The sequence below is a fragment of the Burkholderia sp. SRS-W-2-2016 genome (assembly GCF_001931485.1).
Classification (GTDB): Bacteria; Pseudomonadota; Gammaproteobacteria; order Burkholderiales; family Burkholderiaceae; genus Paraburkholderia.
Genome location: NZ_MSDV01000012.1, coordinates 127,081 through 152,847 on the forward strand (window position 1 = coordinate 127,081; position 25,767 = coordinate 152,847).

The window sequence follows — 25,767 nt, forward strand, 5'->3', positions numbered from 1 at the left end:
GTCAGAACAGAAAATAGCGTTGCGCCATCGGCAGCACGGTGGCCGGCTCGCAGGTCAGCAACTGGCCGTCGGCGATCACCTGATAGGTCTCCGGATCGACGCTGATCGACGGGCGCCACGCGTTGTGAATCATGTCGGCCTTCGTCACGCTACGGCAGTTCTTCACCGCGACGATGCGCTTGGTCAGGCCATAACGTTCGGCGACGTTCGCATCGGCCGCGAGCTGCGACACGAACGTGAGCGACGTGCGTCCCAACGCACCGCCGCGCGTCGCGAACATCTCGCGATAGTGGACCGGCTGCGGCGTCGGAATCGATGCATTCGGGTCGCCCATCTGCGCCATCGCGATCATCCCGCCCTTCAGGATCAGCGACGGCTTGATGCCGAAAAACGCCGGCTCCCAGAACACCAGGTCGGCCCACTTGCCCGGCTCGATCGAGCCGACTTCATGCGCGATCCCGTGCGTGAGCGCCGGATTGATCGTGTACTTCGCGACGTAGCGCTTCGCGCGGAAATTGTCGTGGCGCGCGCTGTCGCCGGGCAGCGCGCCGCGCTGCACCTTCATCTTGTGCGCGGTCTGCCACGTGCGGATGATCACTTCGCCGACCCGGCCCATCGCCTGCGAATCCGATGACAGCATCGACAGCGCGCCGAGATCGTGCAGGATATCCTCGGCCGCGATCGTCTCGCGGCGAATCCGCGATTCGGCGAACGCGATGTCCTCCGCAATCGACGGGTCCAGGTGATGGCACACCATCAGCATGTCGAGGTGCTCTTCGAGCGTGTTGACCGTGTACGGCCGGGTCGGATTGGTCGACGACGGCAGCACGTTCGCCTCGCCGCAGACCTTGATGATGTCCGGCGCGTGGCCGCCGCCCGCGCCTTCGGTGTGATACGTGTGGATCGTGCGGCCCTTGAACGCGGCCACCGTCGCTTCGACGAAACCCGCTTCGTTCAGCGTGTCGGTGTGGATCGCGACCTGGGTGTCGGTGTCGTCGGCGACGGACAGGCAGTTGTCGATCGCGGCCGGCGTCGAGCCCCAGTCCTCATGCAGCTTCAACCCGATCGCGCCGGCGGCGATCTGTTCGAGCGCGGGCTGCGGCTGGCTCACGTTCCCTTTGCCGAGAAAGCCGAGGTTCATCGGATAGCCGTCGGCGGCCTGCAGCATGCGCTCCATGTGCCACGGGCCCGGCGTGCAGGTGGTTGCATTGGTGCCGGTCGCCGGACCGGTGCCGCCGCCGAGCATCGTCGTCACGCCGCTCGCGAGCGCTTCCTCGATCTGCTGCGGGCTGATGAAGTGAATGTGCGTATCGATGCCGCCCGCGGTCACGATCAGCCCTTCGCCCGCGATCACCTCGGTCGACGCGCCGATCGCGATCGTCACGTTCGGCTGGATGTCGGGATTGCCGGCCTTGCCGATCGCCGCGATGCGGCCGTCCTTGATGCCGATGTCGGCCTTCACGATGCCCCAGTGATCGAGGATCACCGCGTTCGTGACGACGGTATCGACGACGTCCGCATGCACGCGCTGCGACTGGCCCATGCCGTCGCGAATCACCTTGCCGCCGCCGAACTTGACCTCTTCGCCGTAGGTCGTGAAGTCGCGTTCGATCTCGATCACGAGTTCGGTGTCGGCGAGGCGCACGCGGTCGCCGGTGGTGGGGCCGAACATCTCGGCGTATGCGCGGCGGCCAATGCGTAGTGTCATGTTGTTGTGAGTCCGAAGCAACCGGGTTGCGGGGGAAGAGGGGGCATCACAGCTTGCCCATCACCTTGCCGTTGAATCCATAGACGACGCGCTCGCCGGCCAGCGCGACGAGTTCGACCGTGCGTTCCTGGCCGGGCTCGAAGCGCACCGCGGTGCCGGCCGCGATGTTCAGCCGGAAGCCGCGCGCGGCTTCGCGATCGAAGTTGAGTGCGTCGTTCACTTCGTAGAAGTGGTAGTGCGAGCCGATCTGCACCGGCCGGTCGCCGGTATTCGATACCAGCACGGTGACGGTCGCGCGGCCCGCGTTCAGTTCGTGCTCGCCGTCGTCGATGAGAAGTTCGCCGGGAATCATGGAGCCTGCCTTGGCGCTGAAGGGTTCAGGGAATCGGATGATGGACGGTGACGAGCTTGGTGCCGTCCGGGAACGTCGCTTCGACCTGGATATCGGGAATCATCTCGGGCACGCCTTCCATCACGTCGTCGCGGCGGAGCAGCGTGGTGCCGAAGTGCATTACTTCGGCGACGGTTTTACCGTCGCGCGCGGCTTCCATCAGCGCGGCCGTGATGAAGGCGACCGCCTCCGGATAGTTCAGCTTGAGGCCGCGCGCGCGGCGTCGTTCGGCGAGCAGTGCGGTGGTGAAGATCAGCAGCTTGTCCTTCTCGCGAGGTGTCAGCTTCATGGGGGCGAGTTGTTTGCGTTGAGGTGTCGTAGAGGCGCGGCGCTTCGCGGCGCGCGCTCGGCCGGTAACGGTAGCAAGTCCTGCTAACGATGCGCTTACGGCGTTACACGCCGGTGTGCGGCGACGCGCCGAAGCCCGGGTTCGACGTCGTAGCGTGCGTGCCGGCGTGCGCGACCGATGTGTGCAACGCGAGATGGACGACGATCGGCAGCGCGAGCAGCGCGGCCAGCAGCGCGCGGCGCGCCGGGCGGGAAAGAAGGCGTGTCATGGTCGGAAGCGTGAGCGGTGGCGGTGTCGTTGTTTGTTAGGTGAGGGCTGGCCGGTTTGGCACTGCGCTGCCAGGATTGGGCGCGGTCGCCAGCCAATCTCGCGAGCACATGCGATGCAAGCTGCGTGCCACCGCGCGGGGCATAGCAGGAGAGCGTGAAAAGACCGCGCGCACAGACTTGGGGCGTGCGTGCGCGCCGGTTTGGTGCGGACCGGTGTTATGCAGGTGAAAGGAGGGGGGACGCGCTGCTACGTCGTCCAGAGCCGCAACGGCTTCGCGTCCACGCCGTGCACGAGCGGACGCAATTGCAGCCAGCAGCGCGTGAGCGCGTGTTGCAGCGTCTCCATCGAACGCGACACGGCGCGTACCACCATCACCCCTTGCGTCACGCAGGAAGCGGCGGCGCGCAGCGAATCGTCGAACGGCAGTTGCGCGGTCAGCGCTTCGGCGAGCGCATCGTCGCAAGCGGGACCGACCGCCCATAACGTGCCGTAGGCCGGAAAGCCGCCCAGGCCCTGGGCCGAGTCGCGCAACGGATCGTCCGCGGCGAGGCTCGCGCGTTCGAACCACAGCAACTCGCCATTCGCACCGACGATCCGCGACACCGCGCGCAAGCTGCCCGCCGACCACCGTTCGCCGGCCGCCTGGCGGCCGAGCTGCGTCGCGTCCCAGCCGAGCGCGCTCGCGCCTTCGGCGAGCGTCAGCGAAAACTCGAGCTGCGCATTCGCATGGTCGAACACGATATTGTTTTGCGGCAGCCAGTCGAGCTTCGCGTGTGCGCCGACCTGTAGCGCAATGCGCTGCTGCGCGGCGCGGCCGTTCGACTTGTACCACTTGGTCGCGCCGGGCGTCGTCAGCACCGCGTGCGTGTTCGCGCCGAGCGTGACGTCGATATCGAGCTGATCGCCGCCCGCGATACCGCCGGGCGGATGCACGATCACCGCATGGCAGATCGCCGGGCCTTCCGGATAGAGGGGCCGCTGCACGCGTAACGGGCCGTCGTGCAGCCGATGCGCGAGCGTCGTGCGAGCGGCGTCGCCGGTAAAGCCGAGTTCGAGACGCGCGCGCCACGGCGCCGGCGCGGCGGGTTGCGCGCTGGCGAGCGTGGCGTGGTTTTCGTGGAGCGACATGCTAAGGGCGGGACGGTCGTCGTGGAGGACGCGGCGAGAATAGCACGCGTGCCGCCGCGCCGATGTGTGCGTGAGAGTCTGTTAGCGATCGATTACGGCGCGCTGCCTTGCGCCGCCGGCTCGGTCACCGACAGCACCTTGATGCCTTCCCATTGCGGATGCAGCAGGCGCAGCATCGCGAGGATCGCGCGCGTGGTGTTCTCGGCGACGGTCAACGAATCGTTGCCAGTCAGGATTGCTTTCTTGCCATGCTGGCAGTACTGATATTCGACGTGAACCGTCACGGTCATGCTGTTCTCCCTTCGATTGGTATGGTGGCGCGCGCCTGAGCGGACAGCGAGGCGAGCTTTAGCGGGCCAGCGTCGGCTCGACGTGATCGTCCTGGCTGCGCTCGGTCCGGTTGATGAAGCCGCAGTCCAGCAGCAACTGGCAGAACGCCTCCGGCGAACACGACGGCCCGGTCATCCCGGCCATCTTCGCGAGCACGTCGGGAAACGACGCGAGCACATGCCAGCTGTCGTAATACGCGTGCAGTTGCGGCGCGAGTTCGTTGCCGAGCTTCTCCCAGCGCACCGACAGCATGCCGACCGTCCCGCCGGAATCCACCCGGAACAAACCGAAGGTGACCGCCGCTTCGACGTTCATCACCCGGCAATACGACGCGGGATTGCGATAGAACTCGCGCCTGAGCTGATTGTTTTCGTCCATGGTCTCCACCCGTGAGGCTGTTTGGCACTGCGTAGCGTCTGCTTACAAACGGAACGCATGTGCGCTCCGCCTGATAAGCAGGCCCCAGCCTGTCTAACGGTAGTCCGGACGATAACTTGAGCGGCGGATCGTATTCGCGCCGAGGGGGCAGCGGTCAAACCGCGATCAATCCCCGCACGCCATCCGCTTCCATGTTCGCGCCATCGCCGCCGGCGATGATCTCGCCGCGGCTCATCACCCAGTACTTGTCGGCGATCGCTTTCGCGAAGTCGTAATACTGTTCGACCAGCAGCACGGTCAGGCCCATTTCCTCGACCAGCTGGCGCAGCGTGCGGCCGATGTCCTGAATGATCGACGGCTGGATGCCCTCGGTCGGTTCGTCGAGGATCAGCAGTTGCGGCTCGCTCATCAGCGCGCGGCCGATCGCCAGTTGCTGCTGCTGACCGCCGGACAGATCGCCGCCGCGCCGGCTGCGCATGTCCTTGAGCACCGGAAACAGCTCGTAGATGCGCTCCGGAATCTGCTTCGGCGCTTTTTTGCTGGCCGCGCCGACCAGCAGGTTTTCCTCGACGGTCAGACGCGGAAAGATATCGCGCCCTTGCGGCACGTAAGCGAGTCCTTGCGCGACGCGCGCATGGGTCGGCAGCTTCGTGAGCGGCGCGCCGCGCCATGCGATCGCGCCGCTTTTCGTCGGCACCACGCCCATCAGGCAGCGCAGCAGCGTGGTCTTGCCGACGCCGTTGCGCCCGAGCAGCACGGTGAGCTTGCCGTCGGGCACGGTCAGCTTCACGTCGCGCAGAATGTGGCTGCCGCCGTAGTACTGGTTCAGTCGGTCGACTTCGAGCATGTTCTGGAATCCTGTCTGTTTGCGAATGCGCTGGCCGGCTTCAGCGCCCGAGATACGATTCGATTACCGTCTCGTCGCGCTTCACCTCGTCGAGCGTGCCGTGCGCGAGCACGCGGCCCTCGGCCATCACCGTCACCTTGCCGGTCTCGCCCGCGAGCGCCGCGACGAACTCCATGTCGTGTTCGACGACCATCATCGAGCAGCTGCCGCGCAGCCGGTTCAGCAACTCGGCGAGCTGCATCGTTTCGTCGTCGGTCATGCCGGCCGCCGGCTCGTCGAGCAGCAGCAGCGCCGGTTGCTGCATCAGCAGCATGCCGATTTCGAGCCGTTGCTTCTGGCCGTGCGACAACTCGCCGGCAAGCCGCCGCGCCTCGCTTTCGAGTCCGATTAGTTCGAGCGTCGCTTCGATACGCGCCTGCGCATCGCGATCGAGCCGCGCGCGCAGCGACGCGAACCAGCCCTTGTCGGCCTTCATCGCGAGTTCGAGGTTTTCCCACACCGGATGCTGCTCGAACACGGTCGGCTTCTGGAACTTGCGGCCGATCCCGGCACGCGCGATCGCCGGCTCGTTCATCCGCGTCAGATCGATCGACTGGCCGAGAAACACCTTGCCCTGGTCGGGCGTGGTCTTGCCGGTGATCACGTCCATCATCGTCGTCTTGCCCGCGCCGTTCGGGCCGATGATGCAGCGCAACTCGCCCGCGTCGATCGCGAGCGACAGCGCATTCAGCGCGCGAAAGCCGTCGAAGCTGACGGTCACGTCCTCCAGATAGAGGATCGTGCCGTGCGACGTATCGATCTCGCCGGGCACCACCACGTGACCCATGCTGGCGACGCCGCTCAGCGAGCGCTCCGCCGGTGCTTCGGGCAAATCCAGATCGGGGACCATCGGGTTTTCGTTCATTAGCGGTTCCCCTTGCGCTTGAGCAGTGCGGTCAGGCCCATGATGCCGTTCGGCAGCAGCAGCGGCACCAGCACGAAAATCAGGCCGAGAAAGAACAGCCAGTACTCGGGGAAATTCGCGGTGAAAAAGCTCTTCGCGCCGTTCACCGCGAATGCGCCGATGATCGGGCCGATCAGCGTGCCGCGTCCGCCCACCGCGACCCAGATCGCCATTTCGATCGAGTTGCCCGGCGACATCTCACCCGGATTGATGATGCCGACCTGCGGCACGTAGAGCGCGCCGGCGATTCCGCACAGCACCGCCGACAGGGTCCACACAAACAGCTTATACGCGAGCGGGCTGTAGCCGAGGAACATCAGCCGGGTTTCGCCGTCGCGCACCGCGGTGACGACGCGGCCGAGCTTCGACGTGACGATCGCGCGCGCGGCGAGAAACGCGATGATCAGGACCGCGAAGGTAATCAGCAGCAGCGCCGCGCGGGTGCCTTGATGCGTGATCGGAAAGCCGCCGATGCGCTTGAAGTCGGTGAAGCCGTTGTTGCCGCCGAAGCCGGTTTCGTTGCGATAGAACAGCAGCATCGCGGCGAAGGTCATCGCCTGGGTGATGATCGACAGATACACGCCTTTCACGCGCGAGCGGAACGTGAAAAAGCCGAACACCCACGCGACCACCGCCGGCACCAGCACGACCAGCAGCAGCGCGTAGCCCAGATGCTGGGTGCCCTGCCAGTACCACGGCAGCTGGTGCCAGTCGAGAAACACCATGAAATCGGGCAGATCGCTGCCGTACTTGCCGTCGTGGCCGATCGCGCGCATCAGGTACATGCCGATCGCGTAGCCGCCGAGCGCGAAGAACAGCGCGTGGCCCAGGCTCAGAATTCCGCAGTAGCCCCACACCAGATCGAGCGCGAGCGCGGCGATCGCGTAGCACATGAACTTGCCGGTCAGCGTCATCGCGTACGCGGACAGATGCAGCGCGCTGGTCTCGGGGATCACCAGCGCGGCGAACGGCACGCCCAGACCGAACACGATGATCAGCGCGACCAGCGCGAGCCACGCGGGCCGCGACAGCAGAGCGGGGCGCGGCGGCAGGCCGAGTGCGAAGCCGCTGTCGCTGTCACGCGCGATGCCGGCGCCGCTACCGGCCGAGCCGGCGCGCGGCGCCGAACTCGAAGATGGATTTGCCGAAGAAGTTGCCGATGTCATCTCACGCCTCCGCGCTACGGCCCTTGAGGGCGAACATGCCCTGCGGACGCTTCTGGATGAACAACACGATCAGCACGAGCACCGCGATTTTCGCGAGCACCGCGCCCCAGAACGGTTCGATCGCCTTGCTGACGAGCCCGAGCCCGAAGCCGCCGAGCACGGTGCCGGCGAGCTGGCCGACGCCGCCGAGCACGACCGCCATGAACGAATCGATGATGTAGCTCTGGCCGAGATCGGGCCCGACGTTGCCGATCTGCGACAGCGCGCAGCCGCCCAGTCCCGCGATGCCCGCGCCGAACGCGAACGCATACGAATCGACCCGCGCGGTTTTCACTCCGACGCATGCGGCCATCCGGCGGTTCTGTGTGACCGCGCGCACGAACAGACCGAGCCGCGTGCGCGTGAGCACCGCCCACGCGATCGCGACGACGATCAGCGAGAACGCCAGAATCGCGAGCCGGTTGTACGGCAGGATCAGATTCGGCAGCACGGTGACCCCACCGCTCATCCACGCGGGATTGACGACCTGCACGTTCTGCGCGCCGAACAGCATGCGGGTCGCCTGAATCAGGATCAGGCTCACGCCGAAGGTGGTCAGCAGCGTTTCGAGCGGACGGCCGTACAGATGCTTGAGCACCAGCCGTTCGAGCACGATGCCGACCAATGCGGCCGCGACGAACGCGGCCGGTATCGCGAGCAGCGGATACCAGTCGAACGCGCCCGGCGCGAAGCGTTGAAACAGGTTCTGCACCACATAGGTCGCATACGCGCCGATCATCAGGAATTCGCCGTGCGCCATGTTGATCACGCCGATCAGCCCGTAGGTGATCGCGAGGCCGAGCGCGGCGAGCAGCAGCACGCTGCCGAGCGAGAGCCCCGCGAACAGCGTACCGGCGATCTGGCTGCGGCGCTGGATCGCGTCGAGTGCGTCGATGCCGCTTTGCGCGGCGGCGCGTACCCGCTCGTCGGTCTCCACGAAAGAGCCGTCCGGCTTCTTCGCGACCAGCGGGCGCAATAGTTCGTTCATCTCAAGATCGCCGCGCGCGGCGACCAGTTGCACCGCGTCGAGGCGCCTGGCCGGGTCGGCGTCGTGCAGCGCGGTCATCGCCCACAGCGTGTCGAGACGCTTTTTCAGCGCGGGGTCGGTTTCCTTCGCGCGGGCCGCGTCGACCAGCGGCTTCAGCGACGGATCGGGATTGCGCAGCAACGCATCGACGGCGGCGGCGCGAGTGGCCTGATCGGGCGATGCGAGTTGCAGGCCCGACAGCGCGCCCGCCACTTTCGAGCGCAGCAGGTTGTTCAGTGTGACCGGCTGCGCGTCGCTCGCGGCGACCGGCTGGCCGGTGACGGCGTCGCGCGTGTTGTCGCCGTCTTGCAGCAGCACGGCGCCGGCATCGGTCGCGAGCGCGCTGTCGTCGGCGAGTGCCTTCAGCACCACGAGCGATGCGGTGTCGTGCGTCGCGATCAGTTTGTCGATCGCTGCGGACTTCGCTTCGAAGTCGTCGCCGGCGAGCGGCGCGACGTCGGCCTGGGTCAGCGCGAACGCGGCGCCCGGTGCAGCGGCAAGCGCCACCACGAGCGCCGCGCCGCGAATCGTACGGGATGCGAAGCAAACTGCCGCGCGCGGCAGGACGCGCGCGCGTAGCGGAGTGAGAAATGAAAACGCCATGATCGCCTTTTTACTTTTACGGCTCGCTGAGCGGCTGGAGTGGCGGGAGCGGGGCGGCGCGGCGGCCCGAGCTGACAGCGCTGCACGACACGACGTGATGCGTATCGCGCCGCCCGCCCGCTACACCACCGCCGCGAGCGTCACCCGATCACGCGACGCGCGAGCGCCGGAGAAACGCCGGAATCGACGACACCACATCCGGCTTGCCCGCATTGCCGGCGATGAACGGACTCCACGGCTGCGCGCGCACCGGCCCCTTGGTGCGCCACACGACGTTGAACTGACCGTCCGCGCGGACCTCGCCGATCATCACCGGCTTGTGCAGGTGATGGTTGCCGTCCATTTCGAGCGTGAAGCCCGACGGCGCGGCAAAGGTCTGGCCGACCATCGCGACGCGCACCTTGTCGACCTCGGTGCTCTTCGCCTTCTCGACCGCCTGCTTCCACATATGGATGCCGACGAAAGTCGCCTCCATCGGATCGTTGGTCACGCGCTTCGCGCCGCCCGGCAGGTTGTTGTCCTTGACCCACGTGGCCCATTGCTTCTTGAACTTCTCGTTGGCCGGATTGCGCACCGACATGAAGTAGTTCCACGCGGCCAGATTGCCGACCAGCGGTTTCGTATCGATACCGCGCAACTCTTCCTCGCCGACCGAGAACGCGACCACCGGCACGTCCGACGCCTTCAGCCCCTGGTTGCCCAGTTCCTTGTAGAACGGCACGTTCGAATCGCCGTTCACGGTCGAGATCACCGCGGTCTTGCCGCCTTGCGAGAAGGTCTTGATGTTCGCGACGATGGTCTGATAGTCGCTGTGGCCGAACGGCGTGTAGACCTCCTGAATATCGGCTTCCTGCACGCCCTTCGACTTCAGGAATGCGCGCAGGATCTTGTTGGTCGTGCGCGGATACACGTAGTCGGTGCCGAGCAGGAAGAAGCGCTTGGCGCCGCCGCCTTCCGCGCTCATCAGATATTCGGTGGCCGGAATCGCCTGCTGGTTCGGCGCCGCGCCGGTGTAGAACACGTTGCGCGACATCTCTTCGCCTTCGTACTGCACCGGATAGAACAGCAGGCCGTTCAGTTCCTCGAACACCGGCAGCACCGATTTGCGCGACACCGAGGTCCAGCAGCCGAACACGGCCGCGCATTTTTCCTGGGTCAGAAGCTGGCGCGCTTTCTCGGCGAACAGCGGCCAGTTCGATGCGGGGTCGACCACCACCGGCTGGATCTGCCGGCCCATCACGCCGCCGTTCTTGTTGATGTCGGCGATCGTCATCAACGCGGTGTCCTTCAGCGACGTTTCGGAGATCGCCATCGTGCCCGACAGCGAATGCAGGATGCCCACCTTGATCGGGCCGCTATCGGGCTGTGCGTGCGCGAACGGCACGCGACCCGCGAGCGCCAGTGCGCCGGACATCGAACCTAGTTTCAACAGACTGCGACGTTTCATCTGCTTTCCCCTTGCCTTGGATGGTGACTGTTATGAGCGTCGATTTCAGCCAGCAGTGCTGAGCTCGCACGATTCGCCGATTGACTACTGCAAGGGGTATGCCAATTTGCGCATTGCCATGTCGTGACGTGCCGCTGCGCGCGCGATGCGCGTCGTGGCGCGGTTCGTGGGGCGCTGGGGGAAAGATGTGTTCGCAACGAATCGCGGGCGGGCAGAACGATGCGCGGCGCGAATCTGGTGCAGCCGCGCTTCGTTCTGCGTCCCGGCGCTTCGTTCGGGTGCGCGACGCGCCGCGACGAAGCGTGCGGAGGCGCCAACGTGAAGCGATGCTAGAGGACGGTGCAGAGGCGGTGCATGCGCGCTGCGGGTTTGTGCATGACGGGGCTTTCACCCAGGAGTGGATTTCGTACCCGCTCGGGAACGAAGATCGATAGCGGGGAAGGGAAGCGGCTTCTCCGTATCCGCTCGGAAACGAATCACACATCGCCTCCCCAAACGCAAAACGGCGCAAAGACCTTTCAGCCCTTGCGCCGTTTCAACCGCGCGTGACTCGCGCGGCAAATCTCAGGCAAACCTCAATACGTCGGAACCGAAGGATCGACCTGACGCGACCACGCGTCGATACCGCCTTGCAGATTGAACACGTTGGTATGGCCGCGCGATTCGAGGAACATCGCGACCTGCGCGCTGCGCGCGCCGTGGTGGCAGATGCAGACGATCTGCGCGTCGTCGTCGAGTTCTTCGCTGCGCGCGGGAATCTCGCGCATCGGAATCGATACGATGCCGGCCATCGACGCCGTTTGCAGTTCCCACGGCTCACGCACGTCGAGCAGCACGGGCGCGGGGCGCGAAGTATCGGCGAGCCATTCGGCGAGCGCCGGAGCGGTCAGGTTTTGCATCTGCGGAACATCCGGTTCAGAGGGCGGCGGCACTGCGCCGCCCGGATCGATAACGCCTGTCTGTGGGCAGGCAGGTTAGAACTTGAAGCGCGCCGGCTGCACCGCGTTCGCGAGCGGCTCGACGTAGGTTTCGAACACGTCGGAAATGCGGTACTGCTTTTCGTCGATGCGCGTGATGATCTGTGCCTTCATCACCGGCGCGGTGCCGACGAATGCCGCCAGACGGCCGCCCACCTTCAGATGTTCGAGGATTTCCTGCGGCAGCACCGGCAGGCCGCCCGACACGCAGATCACGTCGTACGGCGCGGCGCCGGCCCAGCCGCGCGCGGCGTCGCCGGTCGCGACTTCGGCGTTCAGCACGCCGTTGGCGATCAGGTTGTTCTTCGCGAGTTCGGCCAGTTCCGGCTCGATATCGACGGTCAGCACGTGCTGCGCGCGATGCGCGAGCAGCGCCGCCATGTAACCCGAGCCCGCGCCGATTTCGAGCACGCTTTCGTGCTTCTTCACCGCCAGTTCCTGCAGCACGCGCGCTTCGACGCGCGGCGCCAGCATGTGCTGGCCGGCGGGCAGCGGTATTTCGAAGTCGGCGAATGCGAGGTCGCGGTAAGCGGCGGGGACGAAATTCTCACGTTTGACGATCGACAACAGATTCAGCACGTCCTGGTCGAGCACTTCCCAGGGGCGGATCTGCTGTTCGATCATGTTGAAACGCGCTTGCTCGATGTTCATGGTGGATTCGGCGGTTTTGGTTTGGCGAGCGGGTAGGGGCCGCTGACTTTTGCCCTGAGCGTGGCCCGGCTTGCGCCGGCTTCGGCCAGCGCGCGCGGCTTTGTGGAAAGCCGCTGCTGCGTAACGCGTGCCGCGAGGCTGCCGCGCCGTCAGGGAAACTGCGGGATTGTACCAAATGGCGGTCGCGCGCCGGCTGCTCGCGGGCAGCGGCGGGCGGGGCGCGGAACGCGGCGGCCCCCGTATTTATCCCTAGCGATCCGTCCTTGCGCTTCGCATCGGCATCGCCGATAAATGTAATCGATTACATTTTCATGCCGCGGGGTCTCGTGTCCAGAACGCCGTCCTCATCGTCGCCGGCCGCTTCGGCGGGAGCGCAGGGCCAGTCGCCGGCAGCACCGGCGCGCGCGGGCGAAGGACCGTCGATTGCCGGCGTCGCCGAGCAGGCGGGGGTGTCGGTCGCGACCGTGTCGCGCGTGCTGAACGGCCACGACAACGTGCGCCCCGCGACCCGCGACAAGGTGCTGGCCGCGATCGACGCGAGCGGCTACCGCGTCAACGAACTCGCGCGCAACCTGCGCACCGCCGAAAGCCGCCTGCTGCTGACGATGGTCCCCGACTTCGGCAACCCGTTCTACGCGGAGATCGTGCGCGGGATCGACAGCGTCGCGCGTCAGCACGGCTATTTCATGCTGCTGTGCGACACCGGCGCGGACCCGGGCCGCGAGCGCAGCTACTTCGACATGCTGCGGCGGCGTCGCGCGGACGGCGCGATCTGTCTCGATCCGGCGACGATCCAGCAGGCGCTCGGCGAAGCATCGCAGGCGCTGCCGTGGGTCGCGTGCTGCGAGTTCGATCCCGCGGTCGGCGTGCCGTACGTCGGCATCGACAACTACCGCGCGGCCGGCGACGCGGTGCGCCATCTGCTCGCGCGCGGCCACCGCCGCATCGGGCTGATCAATTCCGATGTCGACTATCTCTATGCGCGCCAGCGTCAGCAAGGCTATCTCGACGCGCTGAGCGACGCGGGCATCGAGCCGGACCCGCGCTGGCGGATGAACCTGAACAGCCTCGACTACGAGGCGGGCGCCGCAGCCGCGGCCGCGCTGATGCAACAACCGGACGCGCCGGGCGCGATCTTCGCGGTATCGGACACGCTCGCAATCGGCGTGATCCACGGCTTGCGCAGTATCGGCAAGCGGGTGCCCGACGACGTCGCGGTGGCCGGCTTCGACGACATCTCGCTCGCCGCGCAGATCGACCCGCCGCTGACGACGATCGCGCAGCCGATGCGCAAGCTCGGCGAAACGGCCGCGCGTCTGCTGCTGCAACGCCTCGCGAATCCGCAGGCGAACGTGCCGGGCGTGCTGCTGCCGCATCGCCTCGTGGTCCGAAGGAGTGCGTAAGCGATGAGCCTCGCGATCCGTTTCGACGACATCCGCAAGGACTTCGGCCCGGTGCGCGTGCTGCACGGCGTGAGCTTCGAGCTGGCGCCGGGGCGCATCTACGGACTGCTCGGCGAGAACGGCGCGGGCAAATCGACGCTGATGAAGATCCTCGCCGGCTACGAGAGCGCGAGTTCGGGCAGCCTGTTCGTCGACGGTCACGCGCAGCGCTTCACCGGTTCGCGCGACGCCGAAGCGCAGGGCATCGTGCTGATCCACCAGGAGTTCAACCTCGCCGAGCATCTGACGATCGCGCAGAACATGTACCTCGGCCACGAAAAGCGCCGCGGCTGGTTCGTCGACGATGCGGCGATGCGCAGCGACGCCGCGCGCTATCTCGCGCAGGTCGGTTTGCAGAAAGCGCCGGATACCAAGGTGCGCGAGCTGATCGTCGCGGAAAAGCAGATGGTCGAGATCGCGAAGGCGCTGTCGCGGCGCGCGCGTCTGCTGATCATGGACGAGCCCACCGCGACGTTGACGCCCGCTGAAACCGAGCGTCTGTTCGCGCTGATGACGAAGCTGAAGGCCGACGGCGTGACGATCGTCTACATCTCGCACAAGCTCGACGAGGTCGAGCGCATCACAGACGAAGTGATCGTGATGCGCGACGGCCGCTTCGTCGCGCGCGGCGAGACGGCCGGGCTCGCGCGTCAGCAGATGGCGAACCTGATGGTCGGGCGCGACGTGTCCGACATGTTCCCGCCGAAGCAGACGGTGCCCGCCGATACGCCGGTCGCGTTGCAGGTGCGCGGCCTGAGCGTGCCCGACTGGGTCGAGGACCTGAGCTTCGAGGTGCGCGCGGGCGAAGTGCTCGGCTTCGCGGGGCTGGTCGGCGCGGGCCGCACCGAAGCGTTCGAGGCGCTGATCGGCCTGCGCAAACGCACGGCCGGCACTATCGAAATCGCGGGGCGGCACGTCGATTTAAAGAGCCCGCGCGACGCGATGCGTCACGGCCTCACGTATCTGAGCGAGGACCGCAAAGGCAAGGGGCTGCACGTCGACCTGAGCCTGCAGGACAACCTCACGCTGATGACGCTCGAACGCTACGCGCATCCGCTGCTCGACCTGAAAGCGGGGCGCGCGGCGCTGACCAAAGCGGTAAGCGAATTCGGCATTCGCACCGGCGACCTGGCGAGCCGCGCGCGGATGCTCTCTGGCGGCAATCAGCAGAAGCTCGCGCTCGCGAAGTTTCTGCAGCCCGAGCCGAACGTGATCGTGCTCGACGAGCCGACCCGCGGCGTCGACGTCGGCGCGAAACGCGATATCTATTTCCTGATTCATCGTCTCGCTGCGCAGGGCCGCGCGGTGATCGTCATTTCATCCGAACTGATCGAGCTGATCGGCTTGTGCCATCGCGTCGCGGTGATGCGCGCCGGTCGCTTGCAAGCGACGCTCACGCTCGAACATCTGACCGAAGAGGAGTTGATCGCTCATGCGACCGGCACCCACTGAGACCGTGCAAAGCGGCCGCGCGCTGCGCCTCGCGCATCGCTTGTATGCGCTCGGGCCGCTGGTTGGGCTGATCGTGCTGTGCATCGTCGGCACGCTGCTCAATCGCGACTTCGCAACAATCGACAACATGATGAACGTGCTCACGCGCACGTCGTTCATCGGCATCATCGCGGTCGGCATGACCTTCGTGATCATTTCCGGCGGGATCGATCTGTCGGTCGGTTCGATGGCCGCGCTGATCGCGGGCAGCATGATCTGGCTGATGAACGCGCTGGCGTCAGGCGCGACCGGCCATACGTTCGCGCCGCTCGCGATCGTCGCGATCGGCATCGTCGCCGCGCTCGTGCTCGGCGCGCTGTTCGGCTGCGCGCATGGCCTGCTGATCACCAAAGGACGGATCGAGCCGTTCATCGTCACGCTCGGCACGCTGGGGATTTTTCGCGCGGTGCTCACGTGGCTCGCGGACGGCGGCGCGCTGACGCTCAACGATTCGTTATCCGATCTTTATGGCCCGGTCTATTACGCGAGCCTGTTCGGCGTGCCGGTGCCGATCTGGGTGTTTCTGGTGGTCGCGGCCGGCGGCGCGCTGATCCTCAATCGCACCGCGTTCGGCCGCCATGTGCAGGCGATCGGCTCGAACGAACAGGTCGCGCGCTATGCGGCGATTCGCGTCGATACGGTGAAGATCGTCACCTACGTGCTGCTCGGCATCTGCGTCGGCGTCGCGACCGTGCTGTACGTGCCGCGCCTCGGTTCGGCGACGCCGACCACCGGGCTGTTGTGGGAGCTGGAGGCGATCGCGTCGGTGGTGGTCGGCGGCACGGCGCTCAAGGGCGGCGAAGGGCGCGTGGTCGGCACGGTGATCGGCGCGATCCTGCTGTCGGTGATCGCGAATATTCTGAATCTGACCAGCATCATCAGCGTGTATCTGAACGCGGCGGTGCAGGGCGTGGTGATTATCTTCGTCGCGTTCGTGCAGCGCGGGCGACGGTAGGGGTAGAGCGTTGGTGCAACGATGGTGCAACGGCAGTGCTGCAACGGCAGTAAAGCAGGCGCGGTAAAACGTCGGCAGGTCTGAAAAACGAGGCGAGCGAGCGCCTCACCAATGGAGACACAACCATGAAGCAGGTCATTCGAGCGATCGGCGCCGGCATGCTGGCGTTGGGGATACTGGGCACGGCCGGCGCGGCGCGCGCCGACGACAAGGTCACGCTGGGCGTCGCGATTCCGACCGCCGATCATGGCTTCACCGGCGGCATCGTCTGGTGGGCGAACAAGGCGAAGGCCGATCTGGAGAAAGCGCATCCCGATCTGAAGGTGATCGTGAAGACCGCGGCGAACGCGCCCGAGCAGGCGAACCAGTTGCAGGATCTCGTGACCGTCAACAAGATCAACGCGCTGGTGATCTTCCCGTACGAATCGGCGTCGCTCACGCAGCCGGTCGCGCAGGTGAAGAAGAAGGGCGTGTACGTGACGGTCGTCGATCGCGGGCTGACCGACACCAGCGCGCAGGATGCATACGTGGCGGGCGATAACACCGCGTTCGGCAAGATTCCGGCCGAGTATCTGGCGAAGGCGCTCGACGGCAAGGGCAACATCGTCGCGCTGCGCGGCATTCCGACCACGCTCGATAACGAGCGCTGGAGCGCGTTCACCGGCGTGCTGAAGAACTATCCGGAGATCAAGATCCTCGATGCGAAGTACGCGAACTGGAATCGCGACGACGCGTTCAAGGTGATGCAGGACTACCTGACCCGCTTCAAGCACATCGACGCGGTGTGGGCCGCCGACGACGACATGGCGGTCGGCGTGATCAAGGCGATCGATCAGGCCAAGCGCAACGACATCAAGATCGTGTTCGGCGGCGCGGGTTCGAAGGGGATGGTGAAGAACGTGATGGACGGCGCGCCGATGATCAAGGCCGACGTGTCGTACTCGCCGAAATTCATCTACGACGCGATCAAGCTGACCGCCGAAGCGCGGCTCAAGGGCGAGAAGCTGCCGGCGACGACGATCATTCCGTCGGTGCTGATCACCAAGGAAAATGCTCAGCAGTTCTATTTTCCGGACTCGCCGTTCTGAACGGCGCCTTCAGCCACGTCTTCAGCCACGCCTTCAGCCAAGCGTTGGGCAACGCATAGCGCGCGCGTCGCGCGGTCCCGCTCGCATCGCATGAGCGGGGCCGCGCGGGCGCGCGCCCGTTCGAGGAGCCGTACGATGAAAACCATCAAGGGTCCGGCGATCTTTCTCGCCCAGTTCATGGGCGACGACGTGCCGTTCGACAATCTCGCGCACCTGGCCGGCTGGGCCGCCGGGCTCGGCTTCAAGGGGATTCAGGTGCCGTGCGATCCGCGCCTGATCGACCTCGAAAAAGCGGCGACCAGCGACGCGTATTGCGACGAGTTGCGCGAGACCGTCGACCACGCGGGCGTAACGATCACCGAACTGTCGACGCATCTGCAAGGCCAACTGGTCGCCGTGCATCCGGCCTACGACACGTTGTTCGACGGCTTCGCGGCGCCGCAGGTGCGCGGCGATCCGGCCGCGCGTACGCAATGGGCGATCGCGCAGATGAAGCTCGCCGCGCAGGCGTCGCGGCGTCTCGGTCTTAATACGCACGTCTCGTTCTCGGGCGCGCTCGCGTGGCCGTATCTGTACCCGTGGCCGCAGCGGCCGGCGGGCTTGGTCGAAGCCGCATTCGACGAACTCGCGCGCCGCTGGCGGCCGATCCTCGATGCGTTCGATGCGGCCGGCGTCGACGTCTGCTACGAATTGCATCCGGGCGAGGACCTGCACGACGGCGTGACCTTCGAGCGCTTTCTGGCCGCGCTCGATCAGCATCCGCGCGCGAACATCCTGTACGACCCGAGCCACTTCGTGCTGCAACAGCTCGACTACCTCGCGTTCATCGATATCTATCACGAGCGCATCAAGGCGTTTCATGTGAAGGATGCCGAGTTCCGGCCGACCGGCAAGCAGGGCGTGTACGGCGGCTATAGCGGCTGGGTCGAACGCGCGGGGCGCTTTCGCTCGCTCGGCGACGGGCAGATCGATTTCGGCGCGATCTTCTCGAAGATGGCGCAGTTCGATTTCGCGGGCTGGGCGGTGCTCGAATGGGAATGCGCGTTGAAGCATCCGCACGACGGCGCGCGCGAGGGCGCGGAGTTTATTCGCCGGCACATCATCCGCGTCGGCGAGCATGCATTCGACGATTTCGCCGGCAGCGGTGTCGATGCCGCGCAGTTGCGGCGGGTGCTCGGAATTTGACGGCCGCGAGCCGGCTCGAAACTTCGAGCCCCCGAAACATCGAAACGTTAGGAGCATCGCAAGCATGCAACGACGAAGACTCAGGCTGGGGATGGTCGGCGGCGGGCAGGGCGCGTTCATCGGCGCGGTGCACCGGATCGCCGCGCGGCTCGACGATCGCTTCGAACTGGTGGCGGGCGCGTTGTCGTCCGATCGGCAGCGCGCGCAGGCGAGCGCGGCGGAGGCCGGCATCGCGCGCAGTTACGCGGACTGGCGCGAGATGGCGCGCGCCGAAGCCGCGCGCGACGACGGGATCGACGCGGTCGCGATCGTCACGCCGAATCATCTGCACGCGCCGGTCGCGACCGCGTTTCTGGAAGCGGGAATTCATGTGATCTGCGATAAGCCGCTGGCGGTGTCGCTGGCGGAAGGGGAAGCGCTGGCGCGGCTCGCGCGTGAGCGGGGGCGGCTGTTCGCGCTGACGCATACGTATTCCGGCTATCCGTTGGTCCGGCATGCGCGCGAACTGGTCGAGCGCGGCGAACTCGGCGAGATCCGCGTGGTGCAGGTCGAGTATGCGCAGGACTGGCTGGCTGAACCGGTCGAGGCGAGCGGCGCGAACAAGCAGGCCGGCTGGCGCACCGATCCGGCGCTCGCGGGACCGGCGGGTTGCCTCGGCGATATCGGCACGCACGCGTATCAGCTGGCCGCATTCGTCACGGGGATGGCGCCGCGCGCGTTATCGGCGGACGTGCATACGTTCGTGCCCGGGCGCCGGATCGACGACCACGTGCAGGCGATGCTGCGTTACGCGAACGGCGCGCGCGGGATGCTGTGGGCGAGTCAGGTGGCGAGCGGCGCGGAGAATGCGCTGCGCTTGCGGGTCTATGGCACGAAGGCAGGGCTCGCGTTCGATCAGGAGCAGCCGAACGAATTGTGGTTCACGCCGCTGGGCGGCCTTGCCGAGCGTTTGACTCGGGCGCGCGTGAAAAGCCCGCTCGCCGCGCACGCGACCCGCGTGCCGGCCGGCCATCCGGAAGGTTATCTGGAGGCGTTCGCGCAGCTGTATCTGGATGCGGCGTTGCAGATCGACGCGTTGGAGGCTGGTCCGGCACCGCCGCCGGAAAGCCGGCTGTTGACGACGGTGGACGACGGCGTCGACGGTTTGCGGTTTATCGACGCGATGCTGAAAAGCAGCGCGGCCGATGGCCGGTGGGTGGAGATTGGGGTAGCTTGAGGCGTCAACCGCCCTTGCTTTTCTTGATCTGCGCTTCGAATGCGATATCGAGCTTGCTTGCCTTGCGCGGTTTCTGCGGACCGTATGCATCGACGAATTTGACGAAGTCGTCGAGCGTGAGCGGGTCGGAGACTTTCTTGTCGGTGCCGCTCGATTTGTCGACCAGGTAAAACAGGCCGCCGGACAGGCTGATCGCGGCAAAGCGCGGATTGCCGGTGCGCGTTTTCAGACGCTCGACGGCGTGGATGGCTCGGGTGGTGCGCATGATGAGGGACTGCGTTTGCGGGTTCGGGAAAGACTGCTACTTTAACAATTTTGCCGACCGGCCGGGATTGGGCGGACGGCGTCGCCGCGCCGGATTCGCCCGCCTCGCGCCGCGCTCGCGGCGCCCAGTCCGTCACGGAACTGACATCAACCCCGGCTAGTTTCAAACGGCGAGACTGACGAGACTTTCAAGGAGCGGGCGATGAAAAATCTATCGATCGTACTTTGCGCTGCTATCGGCGCTCTGGCCGGCGCGCCGGCGCAGGCGGCCGACCTGACCGGCGCGGGCAGCACGTTTGCCGCGCCGATCTACAACAAGTGGGCCGACGCCTACCAGAAAGCCGCCGGCGTGCGCGTCAACTATCAGGGCATCGGTTCGGCGGGCGGCATCAAGCAGATCCTCGCCAACACGATCGACTTCGCCGGCTCCGACGCGCCGATGAAAGACGACGAACTCGCGAAAAGCGGGCTGTTCCAGTTTCCTACCGTGGTCGGCGGCGTGGTGGCCGCGGTGAACCTGCCGGGCATCAAGCCGGGGCAACTGACGTTGTCCGGGCCGGTGCTCGCCGACATCTATCTCGGCAAGCTCAAGAAATGGAACGACCCGGCGATCGCGGCGCTCAACCCGAACCTGAAGCTGCCCGATACCGATATCGCGGTGGTCCGGCGCGCGGACGGTTCCGGCACGAGCTTCATCTGGACGCACTATCTGTCGCAGATGAGTCCGGACTGGAAAACCAAGGTCGGCGAAGGCACCACGGTGAACTGGCCGACGGGTACCGGCGGCAAGGGCAATGACGGGGTCGCGGCATTCGTGCAGCGTTTGCCGGGCGCGATCGGCTATGTGGAATGGGCGTACGTGAAGCAGAACAGGATGATCTACACCGCGATGAAGAACCGGGCGGGCACGGTGGTGCAGCCGACCATCGATACCTTCAAGGCCGCGGCGGCCGGTGCGAACTGGTCGAAGAGTTTCTATCAGATCCTGACCGATCAGCCCGGCAACAATGCGTGGCCGGTCGTCGGCGCGACGTTCGTGATGCTGCACGCGGTGCAGCAGAAGCCGGAGCAGGGCAAAAACACGCTGAAGTTCTTCGACTGGGCGTTCAAAAACGGCGACAAGACCGCGCAGGAACTCGACTACATCACGCTGCCGGAACCGGTCGTAGGCGAGATTCGCGCGCAATGGCGCGCGAAGGTGAAGGACAGCGCCGGCAAGCCGGTGTTCGAATGAGCGCGGCACGACCCGACAATAATCGATGAACCTCGATCCGCTTAGTGACGGCAAGATCGTCGAGTCATGGCGGCGCAACGCGGCGCCGTGGCGCAATGCGGTCCGCGCGGGCGAGATAGAAAGCCGGCGCCTCGTCACCGATCAGGCCGTGTTCGACGCGGTGCTCGCGTGCAAACCGGCGAGCGTCCTCGATCTCGGCTGCGGCGAGGGCTGGCTGGCGCTCGCGCTTCAGCAACGGGGAATCGGCGTGACCGCGGTGGATGCGATTGCCGACCTCGTGCGCGCCGCCACCGAAGCCGGCGTCAGCGATGCCCGCGTGCTGTCCTACGAAGAGATTGCCGCCGGCCGGCTCGACTTGCGCGTCGATGCGGTGGTCTGCAATTTCTCGTTGCTCGGCAAGGAATCGGTGGATGGCTTGCTGCGCGCGATGCCAAGCTTGCTTATGCCAGGTGGATCGTTGATCGTGCAGACGCTGCATCCGCTGATCGCGTGCGGGGATTTGCCGTACGTCGACGGATGGCGCGCCGGTTCGTGGGCCGGCTTCGGCGACGCCTTCAGCGATGCGCCGCCGTGGTATTTCCGCACCGTGCAAAGCTGGATCGAACTGATCTGGAGCAGCGGATTGATGTTGCGGCGGATGCGGGAGCCCGTGCATCCGCGCACCGGCCAACCCGCGTCGGTGATTTTTCAGGCGCAGGCTCAGGCTCAGGCGCTGGGTTAATCACCTCGGAATCGCCCCGGCGCCACCAGCCCGCCGCCTTGGCGACCGCGCACGCCGCGCTTACGCCCCGCTCAACTCCTGGTGCAACGCCCGGTATTCGTGCGACAGCTTATGCCCCGGATCGAGGTGAATCATCGGCGCCGCCTGCTGATGCGATTCGCGAATCTTCACCGACGACGACAGCCGCGACCCGAGCACCGGCAACCCTTCCGCGATCAGTTCGTCGACCAGCTTCTGCGGCAGGCTCGCGCGCGGCTGGAACTGGTTGATCACGATCCCTTCCACTTCGAGCGCGTCGTTGTGATCCTGGCGGATCTCCTTCACGTTTTCGAGCAGCGTGTACAGCGCGCGACGCGAAAAGTCGTCGCAGTCGAACGGAATCAGGCAACGCTCGACCGCGATCAGCGCCGAGCGCGTGTAGAAGTTCAGCGCGGGCGGGGTATCGATGTAGATCGCGTCGTAGGTGCCGTCCAGTTCGTTCAGCGCGTCGCGCAGCTTGTAGATCTTGTAGCGCGATTCAAGCTTGCCGTGCAGCGTGTCGAGATCGGCGTGGGCGGGCATCACGTCGAGATTCTCGAAGCGCGTCGCGTGAATGAACGAGCTCGCTTCGACCGGTTTGAAGCTGAACGACAGCGCGGTGTCGAAGAAATCGGCGGCGGTCGGACGCAGTTCGCCCGCCTGCGGGCCGAGCAGGTACTGGCTCGAATTCGCCTGCGCATCGAGGTCGATCACCAGCGTGCGCAGACCTTCGCTCGCGCTGATGGCCGCGAGATTGCACACGATGGTCGATTTGCCCACGCCACCCTTCTGATTGAATACAACGCGCCGCATGGTCTCCCCTTGAATGGAACCGCTCACAAAAGCGCCCAGCATACCTGAGTCGGGTGACCGCAATTGCAGCGTCTGCTTATTTTTGCGGCATGCGCGTTGTGCGGCAGCGACGGCGGATGCGGGCAATGGCTCGCCGCCACCGCGAAGGTCAACACGCGCTCGATTCCCGCGCCGGCCGAGCCGCTATGATTGCGTCGCTGTCAGGCCGGCCATTGTTAACTTTGATCAAATGGCGCGCGCCGTCGTGGAATCCGGTCAACGATGCCGAGCAGGTCGTCGTTGAGGAAGGGCGGCGCACACCGGCCGTCGGCACCGGGCATGACGGCTTGCTGCATTTACACATCAATAATTCGAGTTCGGAGGGCGGTATGAAACATTCTCTCGTGGCATTGCTGACGGTCGGCGTGGGCATCGGTTTGTCCGGCGCCGCGCACGCGGTCAACGTCGACGTCAACATCGGTACGCCGGCGCCGGTCGTGATGGCGCCCGCGCCCGTCGTCGTGCAGCAGGGCTGGCACGGCGACCGCTACTGGGATGGCCAGCGCTACTGGGACCGCCGCGAATGGGAAGAGCATCATCATCATCACGACAAACGCCGCCACTGCCCGCCGGGACACGCGAAGAAGGGCGAGTGCTGAGCGCACGGTAAGCCGGGGCGGGGAGCCCCGGCATGGGCTGCCGGCTCGAGCGGCGGCGAGAATGCAAATGGCGGCCCCATCCAGCGAGCCGCCATCGAACCACACCAATCAGAATCCAGCCGCGAGCCTCACTGGCTCAGATAAACGAACTTCCCGTCCTTGATGATCCCCATCACGCTCGCGCGCTGATCGAGCCCGACGTGATCCTTCGCGCTGGTATTGACGACGCCGTTCGGCACCACCAGTTCATGCGCGTGTTCGAGTTCGTCGCGCAGCGCGACCCGGAACGCCGGGGTGCCCGGCTGCGCGGTTTTCAACGCGCGCGCAACCGCATCCTGAAGGCGCGGATACACGCCCGCCGCATCGCCGGCGAACTGCGTGACGCTGCCCGGCCCGTACTTCGCTTCATACGAGTTGGCGAACGCGAGCGCCGCCTTCTTCGCCGGATGATCGGCCGGCAGCGTGCGCGCGACCACCACCGGCTGGGTCGGGAACAGCGTGCCCTCGACATCCTTGCCGCCGAGCTTGATGAACTCCGGCGTCGCGATCCCGTGGGTCTGGTAGATCGGGCCTTTATAGCCGCGCTCGATCAGCGTGCGCTGCGGCAGCACCGTCGGCGTACCGGCGCCGGCGATCAGGATCGCGTCCGGCTTCGCGGCCATCAGCTTCAGCACCTGGCCGGTCACGCTCGCGTCGGTGCGGTTGTAGCGCTCGGTCGCGACCAGCTGGATATGGCGCAGCGCCGCGAACTTGCTGAACTCGTTGAGCCAGCTTTCGCCGTAGCCGTCCGCGAAACCGATGAAGCCGACCGTCTTCACGTTGTGGTTCGCCATGTAGCGGGTCATCACGTCGGCCATCGCGCTGTCGGTCTGCGCCATCTTGTAGGCCCACACCTTCTTGCCTTCCTGCGGTTCGACGACGCTCGCCGAGCCGATCAGCGTGATCATCGGCGTCTGGCTTTCGGCGACCGGATCGAGCGCGGCCATCGCGGCCGGCGTGATGTTCGGGCCGACGATCACGTCGACGTGGTCTTCGTTGATCAGCTTGCGGATGTTGCGCACCGCGGCGCCCGGGTCGGACGCGTCGTCGAGGAAGATGTAGTCGGCTTTCTGGCCGGCGATGGTCGGCGGCCACATCAGCATCGCGTTCTTGCTGGTGATGCCGATCACCGCGGCCGGGCCGGTGTTCGACAGATCGATGCCGACTTTCAGGTCGGCGCGCGCGGCGCCCGCGACCAGCAGCGCACCGGCGGCGGTGGCGACGGCCGTGAGGCCGCGCAGGGTGTTCCGAAGCTTATTGTTATGCGACGTCATCAGAAAAGGTCTCCAAAGCGGTCTCCAAGGCGGTCTCCAAAGCGGGAAAGCAAGATAGCAGGACAAAAAGCTGGCGGGTGGTCTGCCCCGCTCAAAGTTCGTAGCTTTCGTGTTCGCCCTTCAGCGCCTGCTCGATCAGCTTGCGGTTCAGGCTCGGCGACAGCAGTTCGACCAGGGTGTAGATGTAGCTGCGCAGATACGCGCCCTGTTTCAGTGCGACCCGCGTCACGTTGCTGCCGAACAGATGGCCGACCGGCATCGCGCGCAAATGGCGGTCGCGCTCGGCGTTGAACGCGATGTCGGCCATGATGCCGACGCCCAGACCCAGCTCGACATAGGTCTTGATCACGTCGGCGTCGATCGCCTCCAGCACGATGTCCGGATGCAGCCCGCGCAGGCGGAACGCCTCGTTGATCTTGGTGCGGCCGGCGAACGCGTTGTCGTAGGTGATCAGCGGGTACTGCGTCAGATCGTCGAGCGACAGCAGCTTGCGCTCGAGCAGCGGATGGTCCGGCTGCATCACCGCGATGTGGTGCCACTGGAAGCAGGGCAGCGACACCAGTTCCTTATAGTTGGAGATCGCCTCGGTCGCGATCGCGAGGTCGGCCTGGTCGTGCAGCACCATCTCGGCAACCTGGGTCGGGCTGCCTTGCAGGATTGAAAGGTGAACCTTCGGGAAGCGCTTCTTGAATTCGGCGATCGCGGCCGGCAGCGAGTAGCGCGCCTGGGTGTGGGTCGCGGCGATCACCAGGTTGCCCTGATCCTGCGCCGCGTAATCCTTACCGACCCGCTTCAGGCTTTCCACTTCCTGGAGGATTTTTTCGACCGACTGCAGGATGATCCGGCCCGGCTCGGTCAGCGAGCGCACGCGTTTGCCGTGGCGGGTGAAGATCTCGACGCCGAGCTCGTCCTCCAGCTCGATGATCGCCTTCGAGACGCCCGGCTGGCTGGTGTACAGCGCCTTGGCCGCTTCGGTGAGGTTGAAGTTCTGCCGCACAGCCTCGCGGACGAAGCGGAATTGGTGCAGGTTCATATATAACCTCGCCGCATATAAAAAGAATTTTTTAGTCGTTTGAAATATAAGGCGAGTTTATTACGATCTGTCCATCTTTTTCAATATGGATATCTGTATTTGTCATAAGCAAATAAGCGATGGGTCTAAACGCTTATCTGCGCAGCCGGACAAAGACAGATA

At 65.6% G+C, this 25,767-nt stretch carries 27 protein-coding genes; 9 read left to right on the forward strand and 18 right to left on the reverse strand.

The features are described from left to right. Window position 1 precedes the first annotated feature (1 nt). The 14 genes from ureC to BTH42_RS03575 form a co-directional block, all read right to left on the reverse strand. Window positions 2–1,708, reverse strand: a complete 1,707-nt coding sequence (gene ureC / locus BTH42_RS03515) for an urease subunit alpha (protein ID WP_075295815.1) — start codon at window positions 1,706–1,708, stop codon at window positions 2–4. A 46-nt stretch (window positions 1,709–1,754) separates the two neighbouring features. Beyond that, window positions 1,755–2,060: an urease subunit beta gene (locus tag BTH42_RS03520; protein ID WP_075295817.1), complete on the reverse strand. Its 306-nt coding sequence runs from the start codon at window positions 2,058–2,060 to the stop codon at window positions 1,755–1,757. Between the two features lie 25 nt (window positions 2,061–2,085). After that, entirely contained in the window at window positions 2,086–2,388 is a 303-nt protein-coding gene (locus tag BTH42_RS03525) for an urease subunit gamma (RefSeq protein WP_075295819.1), read from the reverse strand. Between the two features lie 103 nt (window positions 2,389–2,491). Beyond that, on the reverse strand, window positions 2,492–2,656 hold the full coding sequence (locus BTH42_RS34640; RefSeq protein WP_256701754.1) for a hypothetical protein: 165 nt from the start codon (window positions 2,654–2,656) through the stop codon (window positions 2,492–2,494). Between the two features lie 248 nt (window positions 2,657–2,904). Beyond that, window positions 2,905–3,786, reverse strand: a complete 882-nt coding sequence (locus tag BTH42_RS03530) for an urease accessory protein UreD (RefSeq protein ID WP_075295821.1) — start codon at window positions 3,784–3,786, stop codon at window positions 2,905–2,907. A 92-nt stretch (window positions 3,787–3,878) separates the two neighbouring features. Beyond that, complete coding sequence (locus BTH42_RS03535; RefSeq protein ID WP_075295823.1) at window positions 3,879–4,076, reverse strand: hypothetical protein; 198 nt, start codon at window positions 4,074–4,076, stop codon at window positions 3,879–3,881. 58 nt (window positions 4,077–4,134) lie between these two features. Then, a complete protein-coding gene (locus BTH42_RS03540) occupies window positions 4,135–4,494 on the reverse strand; it encodes a hypothetical protein (RefSeq protein WP_256701755.1) in 360 nt (119 codons plus the stop codon). A 154-nt stretch (window positions 4,495–4,648) separates the two neighbouring features. Then, entirely contained in the window at window positions 4,649–5,341 is a 693-nt protein-coding gene (gene urtE, locus BTH42_RS03545; protein ID WP_075295825.1) for an urea ABC transporter ATP-binding subunit UrtE, read from the reverse strand. A 40-nt stretch (window positions 5,342–5,381) separates the two neighbouring features. After that, entirely contained in the window at window positions 5,382–6,245 is an 864-nt protein-coding gene (gene urtD, locus BTH42_RS03550) for an urea ABC transporter ATP-binding protein UrtD (protein WP_075295827.1), read from the reverse strand. After that, window positions 6,245–7,450 (reverse strand): urea ABC transporter permease subunit UrtC, encoded by a 1,206-nt coding sequence (gene urtC / locus BTH42_RS03555; protein WP_075295829.1) that lies wholly within the window; start codon window positions 7,448–7,450, stop codon window positions 6,245–6,247. The genes urtD and urtC overlap by 1 nt, the downstream gene beginning before the upstream one ends. A gap of 1 nt (window position 7,451) precedes the next feature. Further along, window positions 7,452–9,119, reverse strand: coding sequence for an urea ABC transporter permease subunit UrtB (gene urtB / locus BTH42_RS03560; protein ID WP_075295831.1), 1,668 nt, complete (start codon window positions 9,117–9,119; stop codon window positions 7,452–7,454). A 148-nt stretch (window positions 9,120–9,267) separates the two neighbouring features. Then, the gene (gene urtA, locus BTH42_RS03565) at window positions 9,268–10,566 is read right to left on the reverse strand and encodes an urea ABC transporter substrate-binding protein (RefSeq protein ID WP_075295833.1); all 1,299 of its coding nucleotides are present in this window, start codon (window positions 10,564–10,566) and stop codon (window positions 9,268–9,270) included. A gap of 575 nt (window positions 10,567–11,141) precedes the next feature. Then, on the reverse strand, window positions 11,142–11,465 hold the full coding sequence (locus BTH42_RS03570) for a rhodanese-like domain-containing protein (protein ID WP_013088667.1): 324 nt from the start codon (window positions 11,463–11,465) through the stop codon (window positions 11,142–11,144). Window positions 11,466–11,540: 75 nt separating this feature from the next. Further along, window positions 11,541–12,194, reverse strand: coding sequence for a protein-L-isoaspartate O-methyltransferase (locus tag BTH42_RS03575; protein WP_075295835.1), 654 nt, complete (start codon window positions 12,192–12,194; stop codon window positions 11,541–11,543). A gap of 326 nt (window positions 12,195–12,520) precedes the next feature. Between BTH42_RS03575 and BTH42_RS03580 the strand changes: the two genes are divergently transcribed. The 6 genes from BTH42_RS03580 to BTH42_RS03605 all read left to right on the forward strand — a co-directional run bounded on the left by BTH42_RS03580 (window position 12,521) and on the right by BTH42_RS03605 (window position 19,571). Continuing rightward, on the forward strand, window positions 12,521–13,597 hold the full coding sequence (locus BTH42_RS03580) for a LacI family DNA-binding transcriptional regulator (protein WP_075296106.1): 1,077 nt from the start codon (window positions 12,521–12,523) through the stop codon (window positions 13,595–13,597). A 3-nt stretch (window positions 13,598–13,600) separates the two neighbouring features. Then, entirely contained in the window at window positions 13,601–15,088 is a 1,488-nt protein-coding gene (locus BTH42_RS03585; protein WP_075295837.1) for a sugar ABC transporter ATP-binding protein, read from the forward strand. Then, window positions 15,069–16,082 carry an ABC transporter permease gene (locus BTH42_RS03590; RefSeq protein ID WP_075295839.1) on the forward strand — a complete coding sequence of 338 codons (1,014 nt, stop codon included), beginning with the start codon at window positions 15,069–15,071 and terminating at the stop codon, window positions 16,080–16,082. The genes BTH42_RS03585 and BTH42_RS03590 overlap by 20 nt, the downstream gene beginning before the upstream one ends. A gap of 125 nt (window positions 16,083–16,207) precedes the next feature. Then, the gene (locus tag BTH42_RS03595; RefSeq protein WP_075295841.1) at window positions 16,208–17,170 is read left to right on the forward strand and encodes a substrate-binding domain-containing protein; all 963 of its coding nucleotides are present in this window, start codon (window positions 16,208–16,210) and stop codon (window positions 17,168–17,170) included. A 135-nt stretch (window positions 17,171–17,305) separates the two neighbouring features. Then, window positions 17,306–18,355 (forward strand): sugar phosphate isomerase/epimerase, encoded by a 1,050-nt coding sequence (locus BTH42_RS03600; protein WP_075295843.1) that lies wholly within the window; start codon window positions 17,306–17,308, stop codon window positions 18,353–18,355. Window positions 18,356–18,419: 64 nt separating this feature from the next. Beyond that, the gene (locus BTH42_RS03605) at window positions 18,420–19,571 is read left to right on the forward strand and encodes a Gfo/Idh/MocA family protein (protein WP_075295845.1); all 1,152 of its coding nucleotides are present in this window, start codon (window positions 18,420–18,422) and stop codon (window positions 19,569–19,571) included. A 4-nt stretch (window positions 19,572–19,575) separates the two neighbouring features. Here BTH42_RS03605 and BTH42_RS03610 read toward each other — a convergent pair whose 3' ends face one another. Continuing rightward, complete coding sequence (locus BTH42_RS03610) at window positions 19,576–19,836, reverse strand: hypothetical protein (RefSeq protein ID WP_075295847.1); 261 nt, start codon at window positions 19,834–19,836, stop codon at window positions 19,576–19,578. A gap of 201 nt (window positions 19,837–20,037) precedes the next feature. On the opposite strand from BTH42_RS03610, the gene pstS reads away from it, so the two are divergent. Further along, window positions 20,038–21,069 carry a phosphate ABC transporter substrate-binding protein PstS gene (pstS, locus tag BTH42_RS03615; protein WP_075295849.1) on the forward strand — a complete coding sequence of 344 codons (1,032 nt, stop codon included), beginning with the start codon at window positions 20,038–20,040 and terminating at the stop codon, window positions 21,067–21,069. Window positions 21,070–21,094: 25 nt separating this feature from the next. Then, window positions 21,095–21,790: a bifunctional 2-polyprenyl-6-hydroxyphenol methylase/3-demethylubiquinol 3-O-methyltransferase UbiG gene (locus tag BTH42_RS03620; RefSeq protein ID WP_075295851.1), complete on the forward strand. Its 696-nt coding sequence runs from the start codon at window positions 21,095–21,097 to the stop codon at window positions 21,788–21,790. Between the two features lie 60 nt (window positions 21,791–21,850). On the opposite strand, the gene BTH42_RS03625 is transcribed toward BTH42_RS03620, so the two are convergent. Beyond that, window positions 21,851–22,621 carry a ParA family protein gene (locus BTH42_RS03625; protein WP_075296108.1) on the reverse strand — a complete coding sequence of 257 codons (771 nt, stop codon included), beginning with the start codon at window positions 22,619–22,621 and terminating at the stop codon, window positions 21,851–21,853. Between the two features lie 368 nt (window positions 22,622–22,989). Here BTH42_RS03625 and BTH42_RS03630 point away from each other — a divergent pair, with 368 nt between their 5' ends. Beyond that, entirely contained in the window at window positions 22,990–23,259 is a 270-nt protein-coding gene (locus tag BTH42_RS03630; RefSeq protein ID WP_075296110.1) for a hypothetical protein, read from the forward strand. Window positions 23,260–23,387: 128 nt separating this feature from the next. Here the strand turns inward: BTH42_RS03630 and BTH42_RS03635 are convergent, their stop codons facing one another. After that, on the reverse strand, window positions 23,388–24,572 hold the full coding sequence (locus BTH42_RS03635; protein WP_075295853.1) for an ABC transporter substrate-binding protein: 1,185 nt from the start codon (window positions 24,570–24,572) through the stop codon (window positions 23,388–23,390). Between the two features lie 91 nt (window positions 24,573–24,663). Beyond that, on the reverse strand, window positions 24,664–25,605 hold the full coding sequence (locus BTH42_RS03640; protein ID WP_075295855.1) for a CysB family HTH-type transcriptional regulator: 942 nt from the start codon (window positions 25,603–25,605) through the stop codon (window positions 24,664–24,666). Window positions 25,606–25,767: the final 162 nt, after the last annotated feature.

What these genes read in the sequence shown, in the direction of transcription:
- BTH42_RS03535 (WP_075295823.1), bottom strand. Translation starts at nt 4,076, where the DNA reads ATGACCGTGACGGTTCACGTCGAATATCAGTACTGCCAGCATGGCAAG.
- BTH42_RS03525 (WP_075295819.1), bottom strand. Translation starts at nt 2,388, where the DNA reads ATGAAGCTGACACCTCGCGAGAAGGACAAGCTGCTGATCTTCACCACC.
- BTH42_RS03640 (WP_075295855.1), bottom strand. Translation starts at nt 25,605, where the DNA reads ATGAACCTGCACCAATTCCGCTTCGTCCGCGAGGCTGTGCGGCAGAAC.
- BTH42_RS03600 (WP_075295843.1), top strand. Translation starts at nt 17,306, where the DNA reads ATGAAAACCATCAAGGGTCCGGCGATCTTTCTCGCCCAGTTCATGGGC.
- urtE (WP_075295825.1), bottom strand. Translation starts at nt 5,341, where the DNA reads ATGCTCGAAGTCGACCGACTGAACCAGTACTACGGCGGCAGCCACATT.
- urtC (WP_075295829.1), bottom strand. Translation starts at nt 7,450, where the DNA reads ATGACATCGGCAACTTCTTCGGCAAATCCATCTTCGAGTTCGGCGCCG.
- BTH42_RS03625 (WP_075296108.1), bottom strand. Translation starts at nt 22,621, where the DNA reads ATGCGGCGCGTTGTATTCAATCAGAAGGGTGGCGTGGGCAAATCGACC.
- BTH42_RS03630 (WP_075296110.1), top strand. Translation starts at nt 22,990, where the DNA reads ATGAAACATTCTCTCGTGGCATTGCTGACGGTCGGCGTGGGCATCGGT.
- BTH42_RS03540 (WP_256701755.1), bottom strand. Translation starts at nt 4,494, where the DNA reads ATGGACGAAAACAATCAGCTCAGGCGCGAGTTCTATCGCAATCCCGCG.
- BTH42_RS03585 (WP_075295837.1), top strand. Translation starts at nt 13,601, where the DNA reads ATGAGCCTCGCGATCCGTTTCGACGACATCCGCAAGGACTTCGGCCCG.
- BTH42_RS03570 (WP_013088667.1), bottom strand. Translation starts at nt 11,465, where the DNA reads ATGCAAAACCTGACCGCTCCGGCGCTCGCCGAATGGCTCGCCGATACT.
- BTH42_RS03590 (WP_075295839.1), top strand. Translation starts at nt 15,069, where the DNA reads ATGCGACCGGCACCCACTGAGACCGTGCAAAGCGGCCGCGCGCTGCGC.
- BTH42_RS03575 (WP_075295835.1), bottom strand. Translation starts at nt 12,194, where the DNA reads ATGAACATCGAGCAAGCGCGTTTCAACATGATCGAACAGCAGATCCGC.
- ureC (WP_075295815.1), bottom strand. Translation starts at nt 1,708, where the DNA reads ATGACACTACGCATTGGCCGCCGCGCATACGCCGAGATGTTCGGCCCC.
- BTH42_RS03520 (WP_075295817.1), bottom strand. Translation starts at nt 2,060, where the DNA reads ATGATTCCCGGCGAACTTCTCATCGACGACGGCGAGCACGAACTGAAC.
- BTH42_RS03530 (WP_075295821.1), bottom strand. Translation starts at nt 3,786, where the DNA reads ATGTCGCTCCACGAAAACCACGCCACGCTCGCCAGCGCGCAACCCGCC.
- BTH42_RS03605 (WP_075295845.1), top strand. Translation starts at nt 18,420, where the DNA reads ATGCAACGACGAAGACTCAGGCTGGGGATGGTCGGCGGCGGGCAGGGC.
- BTH42_RS03610 (WP_075295847.1), bottom strand. Translation starts at nt 19,836, where the DNA reads ATGCGCACCACCCGAGCCATCCACGCCGTCGAGCGTCTGAAAACGCGC.
- urtB (WP_075295831.1), bottom strand. Translation starts at nt 9,119, where the DNA reads ATGGCGTTTTCATTTCTCACTCCGCTACGCGCGCGCGTCCTGCCGCGC.
- urtD (WP_075295827.1), bottom strand. Translation starts at nt 6,245, where the DNA reads ATGAACGAAAACCCGATGGTCCCCGATCTGGATTTGCCCGAAGCACCG.
- urtA (WP_075295833.1), bottom strand. Translation starts at nt 10,566, where the DNA reads ATGAAACGTCGCAGTCTGTTGAAACTAGGTTCGATGTCCGGCGCACTG.
- BTH42_RS34640 (WP_256701754.1), bottom strand. Translation starts at nt 2,656, where the DNA reads ATGACACGCCTTCTTTCCCGCCCGGCGCGCCGCGCGCTGCTGGCCGCG.
- BTH42_RS03595 (WP_075295841.1), top strand. Translation starts at nt 16,208, where the DNA reads ATGAAGCAGGTCATTCGAGCGATCGGCGCCGGCATGCTGGCGTTGGGG.
- BTH42_RS03635 (WP_075295853.1), bottom strand. Translation starts at nt 24,572, where the DNA reads ATGACGTCGCATAACAATAAGCTTCGGAACACCCTGCGCGGCCTCACG.
- pstS (WP_075295849.1), top strand. Translation starts at nt 20,038, where the DNA reads ATGAAAAATCTATCGATCGTACTTTGCGCTGCTATCGGCGCTCTGGCC.
- BTH42_RS03620 (WP_075295851.1), top strand. Translation starts at nt 21,095, where the DNA reads ATGAACCTCGATCCGCTTAGTGACGGCAAGATCGTCGAGTCATGGCGG.